Raw genomic sequence first — 23,195 nt, 5'->3', positions numbered from 1 at the left:
AATTCCCAAGGAGCCTACCCATGCGTGAGATCTTTCGTCCCGCCGCCTGCGCCTTGAGCGCTGCCTGTCTCGCGTTCGCATTGTCGGCCATTTTCAGCGGCGAGGTGCTGGCGCAGGCCAAGCAGGCGCCTCCGAAGCAGTCCGCGCCGGCTCAGGCCGCGCCGCCGCCGGCGGCCGAAGTCCCCCAAATCAAGCAAATCGCGCTGACCGAAAAGCAGATCGAGGGCGTGCTCGCGGCGCAGAAGGACGTCGACGCGATCACCGACAAGATCCCTGACAACGCCAAGCCGGATCCGAAGATCGATGCGCAACTCGACGCCGTCGCCAAGAAGAACGGCTTTGCCAGCTATGACGAATACAACACCGTCATCGACAACATCAGCCTGGTGCTCGGCGGCTTCGATCCCGCAACCAAGAAGTTCGTCGGCGCCGAGGCGGTCCTCAAGGCGCAGATCGCGCAGGTCCAGGCTGACAAGAAGATGTCGGCCAAGGACAAGAAGGAGGTGCTCGCCGACCTAAAGGAGGCGCTGAAATCGCCGCCGCCGGCGATCGAGAACAAGGCCAACATTGATCTCGTCGCGAAGTACTACGACAAGCTCGCCGAAGCGCTCGGCGAGGGTGAAGAATAATCCAAAGCGTTTTCGAGCGAAGCATGCCCTCGGACGTGATGCGAGGGTCGACGCCGGTTCGCGTGAAGAAAACGCGCCAAAAATAGAGAGCTGTTCGTCAAACGAAGAAGCCCCGGAGAAATCTCCGGGGCTTTTTTGTCGTCGAGCGCCTTGCCCGCCTCAGGTGCGGGTGCGCATCCGCATCATGAAGCTGTCGTAGCTCAGTTCAGCGACCTGATTCCACGCCAGCGATTCGTTACGGAACGCCGACAGGCTCGTGTACATCTTGTTGAAGTGCGGATTGTTCTTGGCGAGATCTGCGTAGATGCCGTTGGCGGCATTGTAGCAGGCTTCCAGAACTTCCTGCGGGAACGGCCGCAGGATTGCGCCGGCCGCGAGCAGCCGCTTCAGCGCCGGCGGATTGACGTAGTCGTATTTGCCGGTGACCCAGGTGAACGTATCGTAGGACGCGGTCTCGATCGCGGCCTGATAGTGCTTCGGCAGGGCGTTGAACTTCTCGAGGTTCATGATGTTATGGCCCTGGCCGGTGCCCTCCCACCAACCCGGATAATAGTAGTACTTCGCGACCTTCACGAAGCCGAGCTTCTCGTCGTCGTAGGGGCCGACCCACTCGGCCGCATCGATGGTGCCTTTTTCAAGCGCCGGATAGATGTCGCCGCCCGCGATCTGCTGCGGCACGCCGCCGACCTTGGCGATGATGGTGCCCGCGAAACCGCCGACGCGGAATTTCAAGCCTCGGAAATCATCCATCGACTTGATCTCTTTCCGGAACCAGCCGCCCATCTGGGCGCCGGTGGAGCCGGTCGGCTGGCCGATGCAGCCATACTCCTTCAAGAGGTCGTTGAGCATGTCCATGCCGCCGCCGAAGCGCAGCCAGGAAATATGCGAGCGTGTGTTGAGGCCGAACGGCAGCGATGTGCCGAAAGTGAAGGCCGGGTTCTTGCCCCAGTAGTAATAGAGCGCGGTGTTACCCATCTCGACGGTGCCGTTGGAGACGGCGTCGAGCACCTGCAGGCCGGGCACGATTTCACCGGCTGCGAATGGTTGGATCTGGAATTTGTTGTCGGTGATTTCGGCGACGCGCTTGGCGAAATATTCGCAGCCGCCATAGAGCGTATCGAGTGCCTTCGGCCAGCTTGCCGTATACCGCCACTTTATCTCAGGACTGGATTGCGCAATCGCTGGCGCGGCGACCGCACTCGCGGCAAGTCCGACGCCGCCCGCCTTCAAGAAATCACGACGTTTCATTTGTCTCCCCTCTGTTATCGCCGAGGCCGACCAAGGGACAACGATCTCGTGTCGTCTTGTCTGTTTTCCGATGGACGGTGCTGGGCTGTTGTTTAGGAATGTCGGCCCTGAAACCAAGGCTCTTGGTTTTTCAATGCAATCAATTTCCCGGCTTATGGACCTGTTGGGCAGGATGACGAATCAGTGATTGATAATCAAGCGTTCTGGTTCTGCCGCAGGGCGAAGAGCTGCCTGAATATCGGGCGATTGAGTTAATTCATGCAACGAACGACCAAGATGAACAGCGATGCGTTGCATTCGGCGGCAAGCGGATCGGAAATGCCGCATTGCAGTATTTCCGCCGCATGAGCGCGCTCAGCGAGATCGCTGTCTATCTGAATGCACGTGTAGGGCGATCAGATTTATAGCCGCACCCTGATCGCCGACATCGCGCGACTATCGTTCTGCGGAGAAAGCCGCTTCCATCGCCCGGCGCGTCTTGATCGTGTCGCTGTTGGCGTCGATCTCGACATCGCTCCAGCGCACCACCGCGCCATGGACGATGTCGTTCTTCAACTTGACGCGATGCGCAAGTCCGATCGGCAGCGCGCCGGCGGCGAGGCTCGTTGTTGCCGGCATCAGCTTGCCCCACACCGTGTAGCCGCCTTCGCCGTCGAGCATTTCGCCAGCGCGCAGATGACGCTTGGCGACCGCAACGACGTCACCGCGAAAATCATGCGGCTGCCCGGTCGGCTCGTTGCGTAGCGCCGCCGACAGGATCGAGATGTTCAGCTCGAGCCCAATCAGATGATATGGCTTGTACATCGCCGCATATCGGCCCGAGGCGTCGGTCTTCAGGCCATATTGCCTGAAGCAATCGGCGGCGTAATCATTCGGCGCTTCAAGCACGACATAGACGCCCCAGCGCAGATCCCTGAACACAGGACGGCCGTCGCGTTCGAGCGAGGAGACAACCTCCGCGAGGCCAGCTTTCTCCAGCACGCCGCCCTTATCGCGCGGCCGCATCACATGCGGGAGATCATCGACGCCACAGGGCGGAAACAGCAATCCATCTGACGGCACGTCGAGCCCGGTTGCATTGGCGATTGCCGCCATCTCGATCGCGGACTTGGTGCCGTCGAGAAACGAGTTGAACATCTGCGGGTTCATGCCGGCCGATTGCGCTTCGCCGGCCGTCAGTCCGTAATGGCTCCACACCCCATCCGGCGTCACGTCGTGATAGGCGGGCAGGTACTTCGTGCCCTTGCCGGCGGCGACGACGCGGAAGCCGGTCGCGCGCGCCCAGTCCACCATCTCGGCAGTGAGCGCCGGCTGGTCGCCATAGGCCAGCGAGTAAACGACGCCGGCCTTGCGTGCTTCATCCGCCAAGAGCGGACCGGCCAGCACGTCGGCCTCGACATTGACCATGACGACATGCTTGCCCGCCGCAATCGCTGCGCGGGCATGCCTGATGCCGACGGCGGGATTGCCGGTAGCTTCCACGACGACATCCACCGCACTTCCCGCAATCGCGCCCACGCCATCATCAGTGAACGTCGTTCGCGCGATCCGCTCCCGGTCCCAGCCGACGGTACGGCACGCCTCGCGGGCGCGATCGCGGTCGATGTCGATGATGACCGATACTTCGAGCCCCGGCGTGTGCGGCACCTGCGACAAGAACATCGAGCCGAATTTGCCGGCGCCGATCAGCGCAACGCGAACTGGCTTGCCGGCCGCATGACGGGCAGAGAGAAGACGGTGAAGGTTCATGGCAAGTGATCCGAGCTGTCGTGTCCCGGACGCGGTGCAGCGCGCAATGCTGCTCCGCAGAGCCGGGACCCATGGAGAGGCCTGGACGAAGGCCCCGGCTCTGTAGCGCACCGCTCCGCGCTGCGCTATGTCCGGGGCACGAGAGCTTTATTCCGCCGCCTGGCGATGCGCACGCGCGAGCCGCAACAGTGCATCATCCTCCACTGTCTGGATCGGCGTGAAATCGCGATGCGCGATGTAGTCCGGCCGGGTCGGCGTGCGGATGTAGTTCGAGACCGCGTTCAGCGTCAGATAGACGATCTTGCGCGGGTAGGGCGTGATGTTGCCGCTCGATCCATGCACCAGATTGCCGTGGAACATCAGCATGCCGCCGGCCTTTCCGGTGGGCGCAACGATGCCGCCTTCCTTGACGAGCCGCGTGACGGTCTCCTCATCCAGCGTCCACAGTGGATACGAAGTGGTTTCCAGGTCATGCGAAGCCTTGAGGTCGCCGGCATGCTGGCTCTTCGGCACCAGCATCAGCGGCCCGTTGATCGGCATCACCTCGTCGAGGAAGATTGCGATATTCATGGCGCGCGGCTGCGGCATGCCGTCATCGCGCTTCCAGGTGCCGTAATCCTGATGCCATTGCCAGACGTCGCCGGTGAACGCGGCTTTGGCGTTGATCTTGAACTGGTGCATGTAGACCTTCTCGCCGAAGATCTGCTCGATCGGTTCGATCATGCGCGGATGGGCGCCGAGAACGCGGAAGGCTTCGTTATAGAGATGCGCGGCAAACGCGGTGCGCGGCGCGCCACTCTTCTCGCGCCACACCTCGGGACGGTTGGCGTCATAGATGCTGACCGCTTCGCGTGCGAGATAATCCACTTCCTCCTGGCTGAACAGTTCGGGCAGGAACAGCCAGCCTTCGCGATTGAAGAACTCGATCTGCTCTGGCGTCAGTTTCATGGCGTTCTCTCCGGTGGTTTTTGTTTCTATCTCCTCGTGGTGAGGTGGCGCGATTAGCGCCGTCTCGAACCAGATGCTCCCATCTTGTCCGCGGCCCATCCTTCCAGACGCCGCTTCGCGGCTCCTCAGCATGAGGACGTGCAGTTGGTTAAGCGGCCACGTCAGTCGCCCTCAGTCTCTCCTCAGTCATCCGTCCCGCCGTCTGCGCATGCGCGAGCGCCGCGGCTTCCGCTGCCTTTGCATTGCCGGCGAGAATCTCGGCAGCGATCTTTTCGTGCTCGGCCCACGCGCGTTCGCGGTAATCGAGTTCGGCGAGCACGGTCGCCATCGATCGGCGCATATGCGGCCATTGCGGCGTGATCATCTCCTCGATCGCCGGATTGCCCGCGAGCCGGTAGATCGCGCTGTGAAAATCGACGTCGAGCGCGATCAGCCGCGAAAGCGGTGTGTCCTTGTTGATGGCTCGCCCCTCGCGCAGCGCCGCCTCGAGCTGCGCGCGTGCTTTGGCATCAGTCCTGGCGCGTCCGGCCGCAAGCTTTGCTGCCAGCGCGTCGATGGCGCCACGCACTTCGTAGAGTTGGCGGATGCGCTCGGGGTCAAGCCGGGTGACCTCAAAGCCGCGGCGGCCGCTTTCGGCGACGAGCCCCTGCCGGTGCAGCAAATGCAGCGCGTGGGACACGGGCTGCCGCGATACGCCAAGCTTTTCCGCAAGTTCGTTCTGCCGGATGCGATGCCCGGGCGGCAGCGTGCGATCGGTAATCGCCTCGAGGATCCGGGCGTAGACCTGATCGATCAGGTTGGGGAGCGGATCCAGGGGGATCATGCCGTCCATCCAGCTTGGAATACGGAATTCCGAATTCAGAGACTATCGCCTGACGCGGTCCTCGTCAAGCCGGCGGGTCAGGGGTGGCGCGGCAGGTGGCCGGGGATATGCTCCTCCCCGGGGCGCGACCGGAGGTTTGCCATGACCAGCGACGCAGCCGGCTTCACTGGCGATATCCCGCAACATTACGATCAGGGCCTCGGCCCGATCATCTTCGCCGGCTACGCCGCCGATATTGCAAGACGCACAGCCGCCAGCCATCCGATGCGGGTGTTAGAGACCGCGGCCGGCACCGGCATCGTCACCCGGCAATTGCGAGACGTCTTGCCCGATGGCGCGCAGTTGACGGCGACCGATCTCAATCCGCCGATGCTCGATCTCGCGCGCTCAAAATTCCGGCTGGGCGAGCAGGTCAGCTTCGAGCCTGCTGATGCAATGGCGCTTCCGTTTGCCGATCGAAGCTTCGAGGCCGTCGTCTGCCAATTCGGCCTGATGTTCTTTCCCGAGAAGGAAAGATCCTTTGCCGAAGCCTGTCGCGTTCTTGTCCCGGGCGGACGCTATCTGCTGAGCGTCTGGGATTCACATCGCTACAATTCGTTTGGCCGCATCGCGCATGAGGTCGCGGCGCGCTTCTTCCCGAGCGATCCGCCGCAATTTTACAGCGTGCCGTTCTCCTGCCATCAGATCGACCCGGTCAAGGAGCTTCTGATTGCGGCGGGCTTCGGTGATCTCGAGATTGCCGTGATCAGGCACGAGCGAGAGCTGCCTGACGTCGCCCGCTTCGCGCGATCGGCGGTTTTTGGTAATCCGCTGATCGATCAGATCCGGGCGCGGGGCGGCGTCGACCCTGAGCGTGTGGTTGATGCCCTGGAGCGGGAATACCGCCGGGAATTCGGCGATCCCGGCCGCATGCCCATCCAGGCGATCGTGTTCTCTGCAGCAAGGAGATGAATACCGGCTGAGCTATCACGGATGCGGCAAGCGCGACGGGACCCCATGGCTGACCTCATCCCAGACTAGGCTCAATTTTAGCGCGCGGGATCGTGCTTAATTCACCGGCGCGCGCTAAACAAACAAGATCGGCCGGATCGGCCGGGCTTTCGCGCTTGTTACTTCATCCCGTTTCCCGATCATGTCCATAGCTCCAGAATACGAGTCCATGCTGCGACCGACCATCCGCAAGCGCATCCTTGGCATCGCGCTGGGCCTGATCTTTCTGATGGCGATCACTTCGGCCTTGTCGACGGTGATGACGCGAAAGGTCGCGCATCAGCTCGACGAGCTCAGCTCCAGATATGTCGAGGCCTACGGGCATCTGGCGCGAATGAATATCCGCTCGCTGGAGCAGGCGCTGGCGCTGCGTCGAATGGTGATCGCCAAGATGCAAATGCCGCCCGATGAGGCTGGCTTTGTCGAGCGGCAGAAGGCCTATGAAGCCATGGCGCGGGAGATCGAGCAGGAAGCGAAGGCCGCGCGAGCCCTGATCAACGCGATCATCGACGATACATCCACCGAATCCGATAACGCGCGGCTCGGCCGGATCGATAACCGGATCGAGAACGTCACCAGCGATCTCGGTCGCTATCTCGGTGAAGAATATAGGCGGCTGGTGTCGCTGCTCGAAGCGCGTAATTTCTCGGACGCCAGAGCCAGCCTCGCCCGCACCGATGAGCTTCGCGACGACTTTAACCGCAAAGTCGAGGAAATTCGCAGCGACATGCTGGGGCAGGTCCGCGCCGATGCCAAGGTAACGATGCGCGATCAGCAAACGGCCATCGTGATCTCCGTGATCCTGACGGTGCTGGCATCGGTCGCCGGGCTTTTGTTTTCGTTGTTCGTGAGCACCGGCATTATCCGGCCGGTGCGGCGGCTGCTCGAGGGCACCCGCGCCGTCGAGGCCGGCCGGCTTGACGGGTCGATCGATGTCACCACGCGCGATGAGATCGGCCAGCTTACGACCGCTTTCAACAACATGGTTGAGCAATTGCGCCACAAGGAGCGCCTGCGCGAGACGTTCGGCCGCTATGTCGATCCCCGCGTCGTGGAAGGGCTGATCGATCCGAAATCGCTGGCCGCCGGCAGCGGCGAGCGTCGGGTGATGACGGTGCTGTTCTGCGATATGAAGGGATTCACCAGTCTCAGCGAAGGCATGACGCCGCAGGGCCTCGTCAAGGTGATGAACCACTATCTCTCGACGATGTCGGGACCGATCCGCAGCCATCGCGGCATCATCGACAAATATATCGGCGATGCGATCATGGCCTATTGGGGCCCTCCCTTCACCGAGCATGGCGAACAGGCGCGCCTTGCCTGCCTTGCCGCCGTCGAAATGGCGGACCGCGGCACGGCGCTGCGCACCGAGCTACCCGAACTGATCGGCGTGCGCACCGTGCCGAGCGATTGTGAGGTGCGCATCGGCATCGCGACCGGCGAGGTGCTGGTCGGCAGCATCGGCTCGGAATTCATGATGAGTTACACGGTGATGGGAGACGCGGTGAATCTGGCGTCGCGCCTGGAGAACGCCAACAAGATCTACGGCAGTCATTCATTGGCTTCGGAGACGACAATCATCGCGGCCGGCGATGCGATTGAATCGCGCGAGGTCGATCGTGTGGTCGTCGCCGGCCAGACGCATTCCGAGAGAGTGTTCGAAATTATCGGCCGCGCTGGCGAGTTGACCGAGAAGCAGCTCGTACTGCTGGCGCGCTATGCCGAAGGCCTTGCGGCCTATCGGACCCGCCGCTGGGATGACGCGCGCCGGGCGTTTCAGGCGGCGCTTGAAGCTGTACCCGGCGATGGTCCGTCGAAGGCGCTGGCTGAGCGCGTCGAGAATTTTAAGGCCAATCCGCCGCCCGCCGATTGGGATGGTGCGTGGCGGCTCGATCAGAAGTAGGGACGCGTTTACGCCGCGAGAAATTCCAGCACGATTTCGCAAAACTCCTGCGGCGCCTGTTCGAACATCCAGTGGCGCGTGCCCGGGATGATCGCGGTTCTTGCGCCAGGAATATGTTCGGCCAGCACCCGCCAGTTCACCGCCAGCGCGCCCTTGGTGTCGCCGCCGCCGATCAACAGCGTCGGTGTCTTGATCGACTCCGCTTCACGTTTCAAGAACGGCTTGCGGTTTTCGCCGACCTGGCCGAGCAGCGTCTGGATGTTGTCGCGCAGTTGCTGCCGCGGTGCGGCGGACCACTTTGCCCATGAGCCTTCGCCGTCGATCCCGTCGACGAACAGCGCGAGCGCACCGTCGATGTCGCCGTTCTGCACCATCTCGGCCGCGAGCGGGATGCGTGGACCCAGCGGCACCGGGCCAGGCGGCGGTGTAAGCGGCTGCAGTGCCGGCTCGAGATCGCCGCCCGGTTCGGCAAGCACCAGCTTGCGCAACAGATCGGGCCGCGCCTGCGCCACGCGGAAGCCAATATGGCCGCCGCGGGAATGGCCGATCAGATCGACCGGGCCGGCATTCAGCTTTTCGATAAAGCCGATGACATCCTCGACGTGCTGCGACATCAGGTAATCATTTCCGATGCCGTCCCAATGCTCGGGAAAGAACCGCCGCAGGCTCAACGCGATCACGCGATGTCGTTTTGATAGTGGTCCGAGCACCGCGTTCCAGGTACGGAAATCGCCGAGGGTGCCGTGGACGAGGACCAGCGGCGGGCGGTTGCCAGTGCTCTGGCCGACGTCGAGATAGGCGATGTCGTAGCCGTTGACGTTCAGGGTCTCCATCGCGATCAGTCCTCCGCGAGATAGGACAGTACAATCTCGCAATATTTCTGCGGCGCTTGTTCGAACATCGGGTGCGTGGTGCCCGGGATCATCTCGGTGCGCGATCCCCGTACGTTGGACGCCAGGGCCTTCAGCACCTTTGGCAGCGTGCCCTTGGTGTTGGCTCCGCCGATGAACAGCGTCGGTGTCTTAATGGCCTCGGCATCCGCCTTGGAGAACGGTGGACGCTGGTCGCGCATCTGGCCGATCAGGGTCGTCGCATTGTCGCGCAGCAATTGCTTCGGTGTTGCAGGAAGGCGCTTCCAGGCGCCGGGACCTTCCAGCGCATCCAGGAAGATCTGCAGGCCGCCGTCGATATCGCCTTTGGCGATTGCCTCGGCGGAAGCCGCAATCATGCCGGCCAGCGGTGAGGGACCGGGCTTGTAGGCGGGATCGAGGGTCGCGTCGAGCTCACCGCCGGGCTCGGCCAGGATCAGCTTGCGCAACAAGTCCGGCCGCCGCTGCGCGACGCGAAAGCAGATGTGGCCGCCACGGGAATGGCCCATCAGGTCGACAGGCTTCGCATCCAGCTTCTCGATAAAACCGATCACGTCCTCGACATGTTGCGCGATCGAATAGGTGTCGCCGACGCCGTCCCAGTGCTCGGGGAAGAAGTGCCGTAGCGAGGGGGCGATCACGCGGTGGCGGCGCGTCAGCGGCCCCAGCACCGAAGACCAGATTCGGAAATCGCAAAGCGAGCCGTGTATGCAGACCAGCGGCGGACTGCCATCGGCGCTCCGGCCGATATCGAGATAGGCCATGTCATAGCCGTTGACGCTTATGGTTTGCATGGCGGTCTCGTCGTGGATTGAAAAGGAGCGCCATTGAATGGCGTCGGCAGGAGCCCCAGATCAGCGGAAGTTGTTCATGCCGTCAAGTTCCCCCGGGATTCGGGTGGATAGCAATAATCTCCAAGCCTAGATTTGGAACAAGAAGGAAGCTGAGTGGCATTGAACAGGAGACGATGGAGCCAGCCATGACCGGGCACCATTTTGCGATATTCGATACCGCGATCGGCCGCTGCGGCGTCGTATGGGGCGAGCGTGGCATTACCTCGGTGCAATTGCCGATGGGCGACGAGAAGAAGACCCGCACCCGCCTGCAGCAGCGCCATGGCGACCTGATCGAGGCGGAGCCGCCTGCGAACGTGCAGGCTGCAATCGACGGCATGGTCGAATTGCTTGAAGGCAAGCCGAACGATCTCACCGATGTCGTGCTCGACCTCGACGGCGTTCCGGAATTCAACCGCGGCGTCTACGACATCGCGCGCACCATTCCGCCGGGCAAGACCATGACCTATGGCGACATCGCCAAGAAACTCGGCGGCGTCGAGCTGTCGCGCGACGTCGGCCAGGCGCTGGGCCGCAACCCCTGTCCGATCGTGGTGCCGTGTCACCGCGTGCTGGCGGCAGGCAACAAACCCGGCGGCTTCTCCGCCAATGGCGGCGTGGTGACGAAGCTCAAGATGCTGGCGATCGAAGGCGCGCTAGTGAACCACACGCCGAGCCTGTTCGATTGATCGGCGTTAGAGCATGACGATTGTTTGGTTTGGCGCAGACGCGGCTTTACCTCTCCCGCTTGCGGGGGAGGTCGGCGCGAAGCGCCGGGTGGGGGCTCTCTCCACTCGGGTAGTGTCGCCCGCGGAGACACCCCCACCCATAGCCGATGCGCCAAATCGGCGTTCTACTAAAGAACGGCGGCCGTGGGCCGCCTATGCCTCCCCCGCAAGCGGGAGAGGAGAGCGCACCTTCTTTAATTTCATCATGCCTTACCTGCCCTTGAACCTGGGCGTGCGCTTCTCGTTGAAGGCCAGCACGCCCTCGCGGCGATCTTCCGTCGGCACCATGCGATTACAGGCCTCGATCTCGAGCGCGAGGCCATCGCGCAGCGACAGTTGTGGATCGAGCGCGGTATCCTCGAATAGCGGACGAGGTCGCGCCCCATCTGGGTGTTGAGCGCGTTGGAAGCCTCCGGCCGATTGAGCCTGATGATCGCCACATGTTCATCGACCGGCTCTACCGATAGCGTCTCGAAAGTGGACGAGTTCATATCGCCTCGCAGGAGAAGCCGCTTCCCTTGCGCCGGATCTTTCCGACCGAAGGGGAGGGGAAATGCGCGGTGCAGCACAGCGTATCGGTGTCGCAGTAACGCTCCAGGAAGCCGCGCCGCGTCTTTGCCGCCTGCGCCTGATCGACGTCGAACTTCATCGATAGTTCCGGATAATGCGTCTGCAGCGGCGAATGCATCAGGTCGCCGGAGAACACGGCGTCATCCTTGCCGCGGCCGAAGGTGAAGGCGGCGTGGCCCGGCGTATGTCCCGGGGTCGGCAGGATGCGGGTGTGATCGCCAATCGAAAAGTTGCTTCGCACGATCTCGGCCTGTTTCGCCTCGACAATCGGCAGCACGCTGTCGCCAAACGGCGGCACCGGCGTTTTCGCATGCGTTTCGGCCCAGTAGTCGAACTCTGTCTTGTCGAAGACGTAACGGGCCTTGGCGAAGGTCGGCACCCACCGCCCATTGTCGAGCCGCGTGTTCCAGCCGACATGGTCGACATGCAGATGCGTGCACATGACGTAGTCGATGTCGTCGACGGAAAAGCCGGCGGCAGCAAGGCCGCGCATATAGGTGTCGTCGGTCTTCATGTTCCATTTCGGCCGCTGCGGCCGTGGCTTGTCATTGCCAATGCAGCTATCGATCAGGATCGTGTGATGCGGCGTCTTCACCACATACGACTGGAAGCACAGGATCAGCACATCCTTGTCATCGAGCGCGCCGGCCTTTTGCATCCATGCGCGGTTCTCTGCGAGAACCTCCGGCGTCAGGCCGGGCAGCAGCTCCAGCGCCGGCAGGAAGGTGGTCTCCTGCTCGATGATGCGGTGAATGGTGAGGTCGCCGACTGTGAATTTCAGGCTCATGTTTTGTCCCGGCTGGATTTGGCGCGCGTCGTTATTTGTCCCTGATCGAGGGAATGATGAAATTAGCGAGGATGTCTAGCGCCGCCTGGCCCTGGCGTCCGCTGCCATAGAGACCAGACGTGGTCATCACTACAAGATCGAGCTCGGGGACGATGAAGAGGCGCTGACCGCCCAGGCCCATGGCAGCAATCCATTTCACGTCCTTATCGCCGGATAGTGTGCGGCCCATCCACCATTGCTGTCCGTAGTAGAACAGGCCGCCAAAATAGCCGATCGCCTGAAAGCGCGGCGCGACCGATTGCTCGATCCATTTGGCCGAGACAATCTGCTTGTCGGCCCATACGCCCTTGTTGAGCACGAGCTGACCGATCTTGGCGGCATCGCGCGGGCGCAGCCGAAGGCCCACGCCCGAGGCGACATGCTCATTGCGGTACTTCATCCATTCCCAGTCGGAAATGCCAAGCGGCGTGAACAGCGCCTCGCGCGCGAATTCCTCCAGCGATTTGCCTGACACGCGCTCGATGATATTGCCGAGCAGGTCCGTTCCGCCGCCGTTGTAATTCCACACCGTGTCCGGCGGCGCCGTGATCGGCTTCGATAACACATAACGATAGGGATCGGCTTCGCTGCCGAGACGCGGTTCGTCGTTCTCAGGGTCTTTCCAGGCGCGGTTTTCGTCCCATTGAATGCCCGAGGACATGGTCAGGAGATGGCGCAGCGTGATGCTGTCCCAACCCGGCGATTTCACCGCCGCATAATCCGGGAAAAATTTGACCACTGGCTCGTCGGCGCTCTTGATCAACTCGCGATCGATTGCGATGCCGACCAGAAGAGAGATCACGCTCTTCGAAACCGACCGCATGTCGTGCTTGGTCTGGGCATCGAATTCGTGCCGCCCGCCGCCCATTCCCCAAGGCTCGTCGTATCCCGGAAAATACTGCTCGAACACGAGCGTGCCGCGGCGGACGATAACCACGCCATGAACGTTGGCGTTGGTGGCGGCCAGCCGGCCGGCGATGCCGCACAGGCGCTCACCGTCAAGGCCGACGCTTTCCGGTGTCGCGGTGGACCAGCCGTCGCCGATGGCGGCCGGACTGCCGCAGGCGAGATTGCGCTGGTCGGTGGAGAATTGATGGGTCTGCGCGGCGGCAGCGGATGCCGCGAACACGACAGCGGCAGCCAGGCCGAGGCGCCGCAATTGTCTGCCACCCTCGCGCATGCTGCCGCCTCCATGATTGTCAGTTACGCCGGCGGCGGTACCGAGATTTTCACCGACGGCCGCTCCATCATCTTCTGATGGAAAGCATCGAGCTTCGGAAAGGCCTTGCGCCAGCCGCAATCGGCAAAGCGGAAATCGGCATAGCCGAGCACGCAAGTAAGGCCGATCTGCACGATATTGAAGGGTCCTGACAAAACCTCGGGCTTGTTCTCGAACCGCGCCATGCCGGCCCAGGCCCGGCTCCAGTGATCGTCCGACCACGCCTTCCATCGCAGCGGCTCCGGCCGTACCATGCCCTCATAGCGACACAGCAACATGGAATCCAGCATGCCCTGCAGCAGCGAATGATCGCTCTTCACCCTCCATCGCTCGGGACCGGAGGTCGGGATCAGCTTGCCGCCGCCGGCAAGCTCGTCGAGATATTCGACGATGACGTAAGAATCGAGAATGACCTCGCCATTGTCGAGGATCAGCACCGGCAGTTTCTTCAGCGGCGTGATCTTGGAATACTCCTCGTTCGGCTGGGCCGGCGCGACGGTTGCAGGCGTGAGCTCGATCTTGTCGATCAGGCCGGTCTCGATCGCGGCGATGCGAACCTTGCGGGCGAATGGCGAGGCGGGGGAGAAGGTGAGTTTCATGGAAGGAGCCCCTGATAGGCGATGCGCAGTTGGGTCCTCCGTCATTGCGAGCGAAGCGAAGCAATCCATTGCCTCCGAGCGTGGGGAAGGATGGATTGCTTCGTCGCTATCGCTCCTCGCAATGACGCGGTTGGTGCGTGCGCCGGCCTAAGCCGCGATGATTTCCTGGCGCTGCTCGCCCAGCCCTTCGATGCCGAGCGTGACGATGTCGCCGACATTGAGGAAGGTCGGCGGCTTCATGCCGAGGCCGACGCCGGGCGGGGTGCCGGTGGTGATGATATCGCCGGGCAGCAGCGTCATGAACTGCGAGACATAGGAAACGCACTTCGCCATCGAGAAGATCATGGTCGAGGTGTTGCCGGTTTGGCGGCGCTGGCCGTTGACATCGAGCCACATGTCGAGCTTCTGCACGTCAGGGATTTCATCCTTGGTCACCAGCCACGGGCCTAGCGGGCCGAACGTGTCGTGCGACTTGCCCTTGGTCCACTGGCCGCCGCGCTCCTGCTGAAAATTGCGCTCGGAGACGTCGTTGCAGACGCAATAGCCGGCGACGTGGTTCAACGCGTCAGCTTCCGAGACATACTTGGCGCGGGTTCCGATGATGGCGGCGATCTCGACTTCCCAGTCAAGCTTGGTTGAGCCGCGGGGCTTTTCGACGGCATCGTTCGGGCCTGACAGCGAGGTGTTTGCCTTGATGAAGAAGATCGGCTCGGTCGGGATCGGCGATCCGGTCTCCTTGGCGTGGTCGCTGTAGTTCAGGCCGATCGCGACGAATTTCGAGATGCCGGTGACCGGCGCGCCGAACCGCTGCTTGCCCTCGACGGCGGGAAGCTTGGAGGTATCCAGCGCCGCCAGCTTGGCCAAGGAGGCCGGCGAATAGGCCTCGCCGTCGAGATCCCTTACGTGCGCCGAAAGATCGCGCAACTGGCCGGATTTATCGATCAGGCCGGGCTTTTCCGCACCCTTGGCGCCGTAACGAACAAGCTTCATTTGGTTACTCCCTGCGGGGTTATCAGACTTATTGGTGGTATACCTCGGCACGTTTCATGGAGCAGCGGGCCAGGAAATTCAACTGCCGAAAGCGCAAGGTAGGGTGTGCGCGGGCGCCCAACATCACCCCAGCGGAACGAACCGGAAGGCGTCGCCGTCACGCCTGATGTGCCCGGCGCTGAAGTGCCCGCCGATCACCAGCGTCGGCGTGTCGGCAAAGCGCGAAAACAGCTCGCGGCGGGTCTCGGCCGATTGCCTGGCATCGGAATCCGCCGTCGATGACCAGTCGAGATGGGCCATCTGGCAGGGGTGATGGGCAGCGTCCCCCGCGAGCAGGACTTCTTCGCCGCCCGACTTGATATGGACGCTCATATGGCCGGGGCTGTGGCCGGGTGTTGGGATCAGCGTGATTTCGTCCGTCAGCCTTTCGTCGCTGGCGACGAGGTCGGCCTTGCCGGCATCCGCGATCGGCTGCACGGAATCGCTGAACACCGCGCGCTTGTCCGGCGCATCGCTGTGGTCGCGCCAGTACTCGAATTCCCTTCTGCCGAACACGTATCGCGCGTTGGCAAATGTCGGCGCCCATTTGCCGTCGACGAGTTTTGTGTTCCATCCGACATGGTCGACATGGAGATGCGTGCACAGCACGGTGTCGATGCTTTCGGGCGGAAAGCCTGCTGCTGTCAACTTGTCGAGGAACGGATCCTTGCGGTTGTTCCAGGTCGGCACGTTGCGGCCCTGCTTATCGTTGCCCAATCCAGTATCGACGATGATTCTCCGCGAGGGCGTTTCGACGACGAGCGAATGGATCGACATTTTCAGCCGGCCTTCCGCGGTCGCAAAGTGGGGAATGAGCCAGGGCAGCTTCTGGATTTCCTCGTTGGTCGCGAGCGGCAGGATGAAGCGGGTGCTGCCGACAGTTTCGAGTTCGACGATCTCAGTGATCTTGACCCTGCCCACGGTCCAGTGCATTGGCGCATCCTTTGTTGATGTTTCTTGGCCGCGAAGATGCGGGTTTCCGCAGGCCGGCGCAATGGATCGGATGACGCGATGGAACGTTATCGGGACATCAGACCAGGAGCGCGTGATGCCGGAACTCGGGATTTCCACGGAAAAGGTCGGGTTTTTGATTGAAAAGGCCCGGCAATTCGACGTGAAGGAAGCGATCTCCGATCCGGATTCCGGGTCGAATGCCGCCGATGACGATATGATCGATGTGCTGCAGGACAACGGGCAGGACCCCGTCTTCCGTGAGCTCGCCGGCTTCATCAACGCGCTCTCGGAGGACGAGCGCGTTGACCTCGTCGCCTTGATGCGGCTCGGCCGTGGCGACGCCTCGATCGACGAATGGGAAGACTTGCGAGCGGAAGCCGCTGGCCAGCGAGAACGCCGCACTGCGCGTTATCTCCTGGGCGAACCGCTATTGGGAGATTTTCTGGCGCAGGGCCTCGACGAGTTCGGCCTCACCTGGGGTGAAGAGCGAACGACCGCGGATTCCTCCAGCGTCAGCCAGCGGGACGAAGACGAGCGCAATCCACGATGATGGTGCCGAGCTTGTCGCCTTTCTCCACGGCGAGATGCGCCTGCGCGGTGTCGGACAGCGCGAACTGTCCAGCCACATTGTGAATGCGTCGGCCCGCCGCCAGCCACTTCGTGATATCCGCCTGCGCCGCTGCCAATAGCGGACGCGGCAGCGCGAACAGCACGAGCGCGCGTATCGCGATGCATTTTTCCATCAGCTCGCGCGCAGGCACGACCGGCGTGCGGTTGCCATTGGTGGCGTAGAGCGCGATCGTCGAATTCATGCCCATCAGTTTCAACGTGATCTCGATATTGCCGCCGAAATCGACATCGATGACACGGTCGACACCGCGCTGCCCGGTAAAGGCCATCGCCTTGGCGACAACATCCTCCGTCTTGTAGTTGACGACGAGATCGGCGCCGGCCAATCGCGCTTGCTCGGCCTTGGCGGCTGAGCTGACGGTCGCGATCACCTTGGCGCCGCCCCATTTGGCGAGCTGCACCGCGTAGTGCCCGACCGCGCCGGCGCCGCCGGTGACGAGCACCGTCTGTCCGACGATCGGCCCATCGCAATAAAGACAGCACCACGCCGTCATCGCTGGAATGCCGAGCGTTGCGCCTTCGGCAAACGACAGATTGTCCGGCAGCGGCGTCACCAGATGTTCAGCGAGCGCGATATGCTCGGCAGCGGTGCCGAAGGCGCGGCCGTTGTGCTGGCCGTTGAACAGCCAGGCGCGCTGGCCGAGCTTCAAGCGCGTGACGCCGTCGCCGACCTGATCGATGATGCCGGCGCCGTCGCTGTTTGGAATGACGCGTGGATACTCCATCGGCCGGTAGCCGCCGCCGCGGCGGCCGACATCGGCGGGATTGACGCCGGACGCCTCCAGCCGCACGCGCACCTCGCCCGGGCCGGCCACCGGCGTCGGCATCTCGCCATAGACCAGAACTTCGGCCGCTGGCCCCGTTCGCTCGTACCAGACCGCCTTCATCCCGCGCCCCTTATAGCGTGCCCGGGAAAGCGCCGCCGTCGAGGAGGATGTTCTGGCCGGTGATGAAACCGGCCTTGGCGCCGCACAGGAAGGCGCAGGCCAGGCCGAATTCCTCTGGATCGCCGAAGCGGCCGGACGGATTGAGCTTGGCGCGCTCAGCCAGCACCTGGTCCACACTGATGCCGCGCTTCTCGGCTTCCGGCTTGGCGGTGCCGGTCAGGCGATCGGTGACGAACGGCCCCGGCAACAGGCCGTTGATGGTTACGTTGTTGATGACGGTCTTGCGCGACAGCCCCGCGATGAAGCCGGTGAGGCCGGCGCGCGCGCCGTTCGAAAGCCCCAGAATGTCAATCGGCGCCTTCACCGCGGCGGAGGTGATGTTGACGATGCGGCCGAACTTCCGTGCCATCATGCCGTCCACTGTCGCCTTGATCAGCTCGATCGGGGTCAGCATGTTAGCGTCGATCGCCTTGATCCAGTCGTCGCGGGTCCAGTTGCGGAAATCGCCGGGCGGCGGACCGCCGGCATTGTTGATCAGGATGTCAGGCTCAGGACAGGCCTTCAGCACGGCTTCGCGGCCGGCGGGCGTGGTGATGTCGCCGACGATCTCGGTGACGGTGACGCCAGGATTGGCTTTGCGGATTTCGTCCGCCGTCTTCTTCAGCGCCTCCGCGCCGCGCGCGGTCAGCGTGACATGCACGCCTTCATTGGCCAGCGCGATGGCGCAGGCGCGCCCCAGGCCCTTGCTCGATGCACAGACGATGGCGCGGCGGCCTTTGATCCCAAGATCCACTATTTTTCTCCCGTTATGTCCTGTGGTTTTGTTCTAGTCCGATGCAGCCACTCTAGCCAAGACGGATGTGGCTGATAAGGCCGCGGAGGCTGTGATAATGCATAGTCGGATGTCAAATGCATTCCGTTCCATCCCCCGTCATTGCGAGCGAAGCGAAGCAAAGCAATCCATATCACGGTATAACGGATCGATGGGTTGCTTCGCTACGCTCGCAATGACGGACGAGAGAGCGCCAAATCAACCCGCCCGCATCTCCGCTCTTATCATATCAGCGGCCTTCTCCCCGATCATGATCGTCGGCGCATTGGTGTTGCCGCCGATCAGCGTCGGCATGATCGAGGCGTCGACCACGCGCAGCCCTTCAACCCCATACACCTTGAGCTTCGGATCGACTACCGCGAGCCGATCGTTGACGCCCATCTTCGCGGTGCCGACCGGGTGATAGACGGTGTCGACACCTGCGCGCAGCAGGTTGCGGATATCCTCGTCGCTATGCACGCCCTCCGTGAACATCTCTTTCTTCTGCAACGCGCGCAGCGCCGGCGTCTCCATCAGCCGCCGCGTCGTCTTGAATCCCGCAACCATGGTCTCGAGATCCTCTTCCTCGCCGAAGAAGTTCGGATCGATCAGGGGCGGGGCATGCGGATCTGCGCTGAGCAGCGAGACGCTGCCGCGGCTCTTCGGCCGCAGCAGGCAGACGTGGCAGCTAAAGCCGGTGCCACGATGGCGCTTGCGGCCGTGGTCATCCGCCAGCGCCATGCCGAAATGGAGTTGGATGTCGGGAATGTCGAGATCGGGCCGCGTCTTCAGGAACCCGCCGCATTCAGCGAAATTCGAGGTCATTGGTCCCCTGCGTTCGCGGCGATACTGGCGGATCGCCCGCAAGAGGCGCGGCATGGCTTTCAGCGAAATGCCGTTGAAGTGGGGATTGTCCGACATGTAGCCGAACACGAAATCGGGATGATCCTGCAGGTTCTGCCCGACGCCGGGCGAATGATGCACGGTCCTGATGCCGTGCTTGCCGAGCTCGGCGCCGTCGCCGACGCCTGAGAGCATCAACAGCTGCGGCGTCTGGAACGCGCCGGCGGACAAGATTACCTCGCGCCGGGCGCGAATCTGCTTGAGCTGCTTGCCTTGCCGGTATTCGACGCCGACCGCGCGCTTGCCGTCGAACAGGATTCGGGTGGCATGGGCATGGGTCTCGACGCGCAGGTTGGTGCGACTACGCATATGCGGGTGGATATAGGCGCGCGCGGCGCTGCACCGTTCGCCGTTCCGCTGCGTCAGCTGATAGATGCCGAGCCCTTCGTGCTCGTCACAATTGAAGTCCTCGCGCAGGCGGAATTGCGCTTCCTGCGCCGCCTGCAGAAAAATCTGCTGCACCGGATTGCCGGTGCGCGACTTGTTGACAGCGAGTGGGCCGCCTTTGCCGTGATACTCGCCGTCGAAATCGGCATTGTCTTCGGCGCGTTTGAAATAGGGCAGCACGTCGGCGAACGACCAGCCGATATTGCCGAGGGAAGCCCATTGATCGTAATCGGAGCGGTGGCCGCGGATATAGACCATCGCATTGATCGCGGATGAGCCGCCAAGGCCCTTGCCGCGCGGCTGATAGCCGATGCGGCCGTTGAGGCCTTTCTGCGGCACGGTGCTGAAAGCCCAGTTGTTGACGTTGCCGGCGACCATCAGCACGAGCGCGAACGGCGTCGTGACCACCCAATTGTCGTTCCGGCCGCCGGCATCCAATAGCGCCACCGACGTCTTCGGATCCTCCGACAGCCGCCCCGCCACCGTGCAACCGCCGGAGCCGCCGCCCACCACCACGAAATCGAAAATGTCCGTCACGCGTATCCCCCGGCTTTTCATGTTCTGGTGCGCCGCTCTGGCGGCGCTTTCGGGCGCAAAATTCCGCTTTTGCGGCGTTTCTGGCAAGAGCGGTTCCAGAGGGCGGTTTTGGCGCTGCAACCCTTCGTTTTTGCTGTCATAAAATCTGCAAAAGCCGGCCTTTGCCCCTTTCCAAAGCGGGGCGACGTTGATACATACCCCTCGCGCCCGATGGCTTTGCCCGGGTCGCCTTCTCAGGAAGCCTCCGGACGGGATCGATCGGCGCCGTATACGCGTTGGCCGAATTCACGCCGGCTCCGGTTTTTTTCGAAGGCATTGCAACGGTTTAACGCGGGGTGGAGCAGCCCGGTAGCTCGTCAGGCTCATAACCTGAAGGTCGCAAGTTCAAATCTTGCCCCCGCAACCAATCCTTCTTCCACGGCAACGACAAGGAACAGCCCCCCGCTCATCGGCAGGCTGTTCTGATCAAAGATCCTTCTCCGCCAATTCGCGAAACGCGTCGGGCACGGAGCGGGACAGGCCGAGCGCGACAGACCCATAGCCGACTGCGTCCCAGCCGTAGCGATCGCGGATATTGTCGATCGCGCAGTCGGCCGACCAGCGCGCCATCCCTCGTCTGGCGCCGGGCCGGCGCCTTTCGTCCGGCAAAGCGAGCGGCAGTTCGAGCTGAAGGTCCCAGCAGGTTTCCAGATGCGACACGGAGATCGCCAGCAGCGAGATGAACCGCTCGTGCGCATGATCGGCGAGCACACCGCGCACCAGTTCCTCGGCGATCTCGGCCAGGATCGCGGTCGCAGAGATCGGTGCATCGAGCGTGACGGAGCGAGTCACCGATCTGAGATCAGCGAAGCGAACGCGCACCGTCACTGTCCGTCCCGGTCGCACGCTGGCGCGCAGCCGGGTGGCGACGCGGTCGGCGAGATGAAATAGCGCGGGGCGAAACACTTTCTCGTCAGCAGGCTTCTTGCCGAGTGCCGACTGCGCTCCGGCCGAGTGCGCGCGGCGATGCGTCTTGATCTCGCGCGGATCGCGATTCCACGCTAGTTGCGCCAGCTTGTCTCCTGCTGCGCGACCGAGCAACTGCTCGAGCGACCATCCCGGCACTTGCGCCAGCTGGCCGATGGTGCGGACATCGATCTCGGCCAGGCGCGCCCGCGTGACCGGGCCGACGCCCCACATCAACTCGACCGGCAGATCATGGAGGAAGTCGAGTTCGCGATCGGGATCAATCACCACCAGCCCGTCTGGCTTGGCCACTTGCGAGGCGATCTTGGCCAGATGCTTGGTGCGCGCGATCCCGATCGAGATGGGCAGGCCGAGCTCGGTCCGTACACGGCGCCGGATGTGTCCAGCGATCTCGGCGGGCGTGCCGAACAGATGCGTGCAGCCTGCAACGTCGGCAAAGGCCTCGTCGATGGAAATCCGCTCGACCAGCGGCGTGAAATCACCGAGCACAGCAATCGCAGCGTTGCCCAGCCGCTGGTACTCCCTGAAATGTCCGTCGACAAAGATCAGCTGCGGACACAATTCGCGCGCCCGTCGTCCCGGCATGCCGCCGCTGACGCCGAAAGCCTTGGCCTCATATGAGGCGGCAAGCACGACGCCGCCCCCGACCGCGATCGGCTTGCCGCGCAGGGACGGGTCGAGCATCTGCTCGACGGATGCATAGAAGGCATCAAGATCCGCGTGGAGGATGGTGGCTACCGTGTTCATCCCCATTCATCGCGACGGTTAGAGACACTCGTGTGATAAGAACAAAAGGGGAACATTAAGTCAATGACGCTTGCCCGTGTCAAAAATGCGCTACGTCGATCAATCGCGGGATCGGACGTTGCGAGCCTCCTGCAACTAAATGGAGCTCCTGTATCAAGACAGAGATCAAGGCCGTGTCTGCCGGCAAACCTCTGGTGGTCTCTGCGAGCTGCCCGCGGGTCGATTCTTTCCACTCGAGCGGCGGCGACAGGGTACTTCGTCGGAATCCGTTCGTCGCCGTCAAGCTATCGCGGTGCTCTGGCCGATCTGACTCCTTCCGGCCAGACCAGGGGCATGATTTGCGCTCGTGAGGAACTCGCCTAGCCGCGCTATGGGACCATTCCCGTGCTCGGACGTTATTGGCTTGAGACACTGGCGAAGCCGTTTCATGGGGGCACTACCAACTGGAGACGATCATGCCAGAGCGAAGAACAGTGCAGAAGGCCAAGCGGGCCAAACGCGCGGGCAAATCGCCAACCACCCAGGCGGGCGAGTTTGTGCATGAGGAGATTCGCAAGGTCCGCCGCGGCCAACATGGGGCGAGATCGCCACAGCAGGCGATTGCAATCGGCCTGTCCAAGGCAAGGCGTGCGGGCGTTCCGCTCCGTCCGCCGGCAAAAGGCAAGGCCAAGGCAAGGACCCGCAAGAGTGCCGAATACGCGTATGAGGCGGGCCAGGGCAAGCGAAAGACCCGGCGCCGGCCGCGCGTTTCACGTGCTGTGTCGCGGGTCCTCAAGCGTGAACCGCGCGGCACCGCGTCACGCGCAGCGCTGTCGAAACAAGCACGACAAGCCGCCTCGCGTCGCTCCGCCTCGGCCCGCTCAGCGGCGGCTCGCAAGGCCGCAAAAACCAAGGGCCCGGCGCAGCGCTCCGCGGCAGCCAAAAAGGCGGCCCGGACCAGAGCGCGTCGTCGGCGATAGTGCGGCAAATTCGAGCTTGCGGCGGACATCGGTCGCTCGGTGCCTAGTAGTCAAGTCCGCAAGCACCATCGCTCTTCCTTGAAGGCCGCAGCCCTGCGCCGAAGAGCAATCTTGCAGCTACCACAATGGCGAGAAGAACACGGTCACGGAAAAGCAAAGTCGTCGGGACTCGGCTCCCGAGACAGTCCCACAATGCACAAAGGAATTACGAGCGCTACGTAGAGTTGGCTCGCGCCGAGGCGCTGAAAGGCGATCTGATTGCAGCGGAAAATTATCTTCAGCACGCCGAGCACTATTTGCGGTCGATGCACGATGAGGCGCACGGTGGGCGGCTCTCGTCGCAGTCGGAAATTCGGCCCAAGCAGCGGTTGAGACACAGCGGCTGATGGAGCAATCCCTCTACAATCGCGAACCTTAGCGGCGCCGATGAGACCGATGTCGCAAACGCAAT

General features: G+C 62.7%; 21 protein-coding genes and 1 tRNA gene. 7 read left to right on the top strand and 15 right to left on the bottom strand.

Annotated elements, in window-relative coordinates; translation table 11 throughout:
- Window positions 1-20 precede the first annotated feature (20 nt).
- Window positions 21-629, top strand: coding sequence for a hypothetical protein (locus J6524_RS13445; protein ID WP_225671176.1), 609 nt, complete (start codon window positions 21-23; stop codon window positions 627-629).
- Window positions 630-788: 159 nt separating this feature from the next.
- On the opposite strand, the gene J6524_RS13440 is transcribed toward J6524_RS13445, so the two are convergent.
- The 4 genes from J6524_RS13440 to J6524_RS13425 all read right to left on the bottom strand — a co-directional run bounded on the left by J6524_RS13440 (window position 789) and on the right by J6524_RS13425 (window position 5,397).
- On the bottom strand, window positions 789-1,877 hold the full coding sequence (locus J6524_RS13440) for a TRAP transporter substrate-binding protein (RefSeq protein ID WP_225671175.1): 1,089 nt from the start codon (window positions 1,875-1,877) through the stop codon (window positions 789-791).
- Window positions 1,878-2,312: 435 nt separating this feature from the next.
- A complete protein-coding gene (locus J6524_RS13435) occupies window positions 2,313-3,626 on the bottom strand; it encodes an NAD(P)H-dependent oxidoreductase (RefSeq protein ID WP_225671174.1) in 1,314 nt (437 codons plus the stop codon).
- 147 nt (window positions 3,627-3,773) lie between these two features.
- Complete coding sequence (locus tag J6524_RS13430; protein ID WP_225671173.1) at window positions 3,774-4,574, bottom strand: phytanoyl-CoA dioxygenase family protein; 801 nt, start codon at window positions 4,572-4,574, stop codon at window positions 3,774-3,776.
- A 148-nt stretch (window positions 4,575-4,722) separates the two neighbouring features.
- The gene (locus J6524_RS13425; protein ID WP_225671171.1) at window positions 4,723-5,397 is read right to left on the bottom strand and encodes a GntR family transcriptional regulator; all 675 of its coding nucleotides are present in this window, start codon (window positions 5,395-5,397) and stop codon (window positions 4,723-4,725) included.
- Between the two features lie 141 nt (window positions 5,398-5,538).
- On the opposite strand from J6524_RS13425, the gene J6524_RS13420 reads away from it, so the two are divergent.
- Together J6524_RS13420 and J6524_RS13415 are read left to right on the top strand one after the other, a co-directional pair.
- A complete protein-coding gene (locus tag J6524_RS13420; protein WP_225671169.1) occupies window positions 5,539-6,348 on the top strand; it encodes a class I SAM-dependent methyltransferase in 810 nt (269 codons plus the stop codon).
- Between the two features lie 208 nt (window positions 6,349-6,556).
- Window positions 6,557-8,290 (top strand): adenylate/guanylate cyclase domain-containing protein, encoded by a 1,734-nt coding sequence (locus tag J6524_RS13415; RefSeq protein WP_225671166.1) that lies wholly within the window; start codon window positions 6,557-6,559, stop codon window positions 8,288-8,290.
- An 8-nt stretch (window positions 8,291-8,298) separates the two neighbouring features.
- Here J6524_RS13415 and J6524_RS13410 read toward each other — a convergent pair whose 3' ends face one another.
- Both J6524_RS13410 and J6524_RS13405 read right to left on the bottom strand, forming a co-directional pair.
- Window positions 8,299-9,123 carry an alpha/beta fold hydrolase gene (locus J6524_RS13410; protein ID WP_225671164.1) on the bottom strand — a complete coding sequence of 275 codons (825 nt, stop codon included), beginning with the start codon at window positions 9,121-9,123 and terminating at the stop codon, window positions 8,299-8,301.
- Window positions 9,124-9,128: 5 nt separating this feature from the next.
- A complete protein-coding gene (locus tag J6524_RS13405; protein WP_225671162.1) occupies window positions 9,129-9,953 on the bottom strand; it encodes an alpha/beta fold hydrolase in 825 nt (274 codons plus the stop codon).
- A gap of 185 nt (window positions 9,954-10,138) precedes the next feature.
- Between J6524_RS13405 and J6524_RS13400 the strand changes: the two genes are divergently transcribed.
- Window positions 10,139-10,681, top strand: a complete 543-nt coding sequence (locus tag J6524_RS13400) for a methylated-DNA--[protein]-cysteine S-methyltransferase (protein WP_225671161.1) — start codon at window positions 10,139-10,141, stop codon at window positions 10,679-10,681.
- 526 nt (window positions 10,682-11,207) lie between these two features.
- Here the strand turns inward: J6524_RS13400 and J6524_RS13390 are convergent.
- From J6524_RS13390 to J6524_RS13370, 5 genes are all read right to left on the bottom strand, one after another.
- Window positions 11,208-12,077 carry an MBL fold metallo-hydrolase gene (locus tag J6524_RS13390; RefSeq protein ID WP_225671159.1) on the bottom strand — a complete coding sequence of 290 codons (870 nt, stop codon included), beginning with the start codon at window positions 12,075-12,077 and terminating at the stop codon, window positions 11,208-11,210.
- A 31-nt stretch (window positions 12,078-12,108) separates the two neighbouring features.
- On the bottom strand, window positions 12,109-13,296 hold the full coding sequence (locus tag J6524_RS13385; RefSeq protein WP_225671157.1) for a serine hydrolase domain-containing protein: 1,188 nt from the start codon (window positions 13,294-13,296) through the stop codon (window positions 12,109-12,111).
- 23 nt (window positions 13,297-13,319) lie between these two features.
- Window positions 13,320-13,934, bottom strand: a complete 615-nt coding sequence (locus J6524_RS13380) for a glutathione S-transferase family protein (RefSeq protein WP_225671155.1) — start codon at window positions 13,932-13,934, stop codon at window positions 13,320-13,322.
- A gap of 147 nt (window positions 13,935-14,081) precedes the next feature.
- Window positions 14,082-14,924: a fumarylacetoacetate hydrolase family protein gene (locus J6524_RS13375; protein ID WP_225671153.1), complete on the bottom strand. Its 843-nt coding sequence runs from the start codon at window positions 14,922-14,924 to the stop codon at window positions 14,082-14,084.
- Window positions 14,925-15,047: 123 nt separating this feature from the next.
- Window positions 15,048-15,896 (bottom strand): MBL fold metallo-hydrolase, encoded by an 849-nt coding sequence (locus J6524_RS13370; protein WP_225671151.1) that lies wholly within the window; start codon window positions 15,894-15,896, stop codon window positions 15,048-15,050.
- Window positions 15,897-16,011: 115 nt separating this feature from the next.
- On the opposite strand from J6524_RS13370, the gene J6524_RS13365 reads away from it, so the two are divergent.
- Window positions 16,012-16,467 carry a DUF3775 domain-containing protein gene (locus J6524_RS13365; RefSeq protein WP_225671803.1) on the top strand — a complete coding sequence of 152 codons (456 nt, stop codon included), beginning with the start codon at window positions 16,012-16,014 and terminating at the stop codon, window positions 16,465-16,467.
- Here the strand turns inward: J6524_RS13365 and J6524_RS13360 are convergent.
- From J6524_RS13360 to J6524_RS13350, 3 genes are all read right to left on the bottom strand, one after another.
- The gene (locus tag J6524_RS13360; protein WP_225671149.1) at window positions 16,430-17,434 is read right to left on the bottom strand and encodes an NADPH:quinone reductase; all 1,005 of its coding nucleotides are present in this window, start codon (window positions 17,432-17,434) and stop codon (window positions 16,430-16,432) included. The two genes, J6524_RS13365 and J6524_RS13360, sit on opposite strands and share 38 nt — an antisense overlap.
- A 10-nt stretch (window positions 17,435-17,444) precedes the next feature.
- Entirely contained in the window at window positions 17,445-18,227 is a 783-nt protein-coding gene (locus J6524_RS13355) for an SDR family oxidoreductase (RefSeq protein WP_225671147.1), read from the bottom strand.
- A 237-nt stretch (window positions 18,228-18,464) separates the two neighbouring features.
- Window positions 18,465-20,072: a GMC family oxidoreductase gene (locus J6524_RS13350; protein WP_225671145.1), complete on the bottom strand. Its 1,608-nt coding sequence runs from the start codon at window positions 20,070-20,072 to the stop codon at window positions 18,465-18,467.
- Window positions 20,073-20,401: 329 nt separating this feature from the next.
- On the opposite strand from J6524_RS13350, the gene J6524_RS13345 reads away from it, so the two are divergent.
- Window positions 20,402-20,478 (top strand) — tRNA-Met (locus J6524_RS13345).
- 59 nt (window positions 20,479-20,537) lie between these two features.
- Here J6524_RS13345 and dinB read toward each other — a convergent pair.
- On the bottom strand, window positions 20,538-21,785 hold the full coding sequence (gene dinB, locus J6524_RS13340) for a DNA polymerase IV (protein ID WP_225671143.1): 1,248 nt from the start codon (window positions 21,783-21,785) through the stop codon (window positions 20,538-20,540).
- A 1,084-nt stretch (window positions 21,786-22,869) separates the two neighbouring features.
- On the opposite strand from dinB, the gene J6524_RS13335 reads away from it, so the two are divergent.
- On the top strand, window positions 22,870-23,130 hold the full coding sequence (locus tag J6524_RS13335) for a DUF4167 domain-containing protein (protein WP_225671141.1): 261 nt from the start codon (window positions 22,870-22,872) through the stop codon (window positions 23,128-23,130).
- The last annotated feature ends 65 nt before the right edge of the window (window positions 23,131-23,195 follow it).

It is taken from the genome of Bradyrhizobium hereditatis (assembly GCF_020329435.1).
In the GTDB taxonomy this organism is placed as follows: domain Bacteria; phylum Pseudomonadota; class Alphaproteobacteria; order Rhizobiales; family Xanthobacteraceae; genus Bradyrhizobium; species Bradyrhizobium hereditatis.
This window is presented reverse-complemented; position numbering and strand designations above follow the sequence as displayed.

Excerpts from the sequence above, each read along its gene's own strand:
- J6524_RS13335 (WP_225671141.1), top strand. The coding sequence starts at position 22,870 with ATGGCGAGAAGAACACGGTCACGGAAAAGCAAAGTCGTCGGGACTCGG.
- J6524_RS13410 (WP_225671164.1), bottom strand. The coding sequence starts at position 9,123 with ATGGAGACCCTGAACGTCAACGGCTACGACATCGCCTATCTCGACGTC.
- J6524_RS13365 (WP_225671803.1), top strand. The coding sequence starts at position 16,012 with ATGCCGGAACTCGGGATTTCCACGGAAAAGGTCGGGTTTTTGATTGAA.
- J6524_RS13380 (WP_225671155.1), bottom strand. The coding sequence starts at position 13,934 with ATGAAACTCACCTTCTCCCCCGCCTCGCCATTCGCCCGCAAGGTTCGC.
- J6524_RS13385 (WP_225671157.1), bottom strand. The coding sequence starts at position 13,296 with ATGCGCGAGGGTGGCAGACAATTGCGGCGCCTCGGCCTGGCTGCCGCT.
- J6524_RS13440 (WP_225671175.1), bottom strand. The coding sequence starts at position 1,877 with ATGAAACGTCGTGATTTCTTGAAGGCGGGCGGCGTCGGACTTGCCGCG.
- J6524_RS13435 (WP_225671174.1), bottom strand. The coding sequence starts at position 3,626 with ATGAACCTTCACCGTCTTCTCTCTGCCCGTCATGCGGCCGGCAAGCCA.
- J6524_RS13370 (WP_225671151.1), bottom strand. The coding sequence starts at position 15,896 with ATGCACTGGACCGTGGGCAGGGTCAAGATCACTGAGATCGTCGAACTC.
- J6524_RS13375 (WP_225671153.1), bottom strand. The coding sequence starts at position 14,924 with ATGAAGCTTGTTCGTTACGGCGCCAAGGGTGCGGAAAAGCCCGGCCTG.
- J6524_RS13420 (WP_225671169.1), top strand. The coding sequence starts at position 5,539 with ATGACCAGCGACGCAGCCGGCTTCACTGGCGATATCCCGCAACATTAC.
- J6524_RS13430 (WP_225671173.1), bottom strand. The coding sequence starts at position 4,574 with ATGAAACTGACGCCAGAGCAGATCGAGTTCTTCAATCGCGAAGGCTGG.
- J6524_RS13415 (WP_225671166.1), top strand. The coding sequence starts at position 6,557 with ATGCTGCGACCGACCATCCGCAAGCGCATCCTTGGCATCGCGCTGGGC.
- J6524_RS13390 (WP_225671159.1), bottom strand. The coding sequence starts at position 12,077 with ATGAGCCTGAAATTCACAGTCGGCGACCTCACCATTCACCGCATCATC.
- J6524_RS13360 (WP_225671149.1), bottom strand. The coding sequence starts at position 17,434 with ATGAAGGCGGTCTGGTACGAGCGAACGGGGCCAGCGGCCGAAGTTCTG.
- J6524_RS13405 (WP_225671162.1), bottom strand. The coding sequence starts at position 9,953 with ATGCAAACCATAAGCGTCAACGGCTATGACATGGCCTATCTCGATATC.
- dinB (WP_225671143.1), bottom strand. The coding sequence starts at position 21,785 with ATGAACACGGTAGCCACCATCCTCCACGCGGATCTTGATGCCTTCTAT.
- J6524_RS13400 (WP_225671161.1), top strand. The coding sequence starts at position 10,139 with ATGACCGGGCACCATTTTGCGATATTCGATACCGCGATCGGCCGCTGC.
- J6524_RS13425 (WP_225671171.1), bottom strand. The coding sequence starts at position 5,397 with ATGATCCCCCTGGATCCGCTCCCCAACCTGATCGATCAGGTCTACGCC.
- J6524_RS13445 (WP_225671176.1), top strand. The coding sequence starts at position 21 with ATGCGTGAGATCTTTCGTCCCGCCGCCTGCGCCTTGAGCGCTGCCTGT.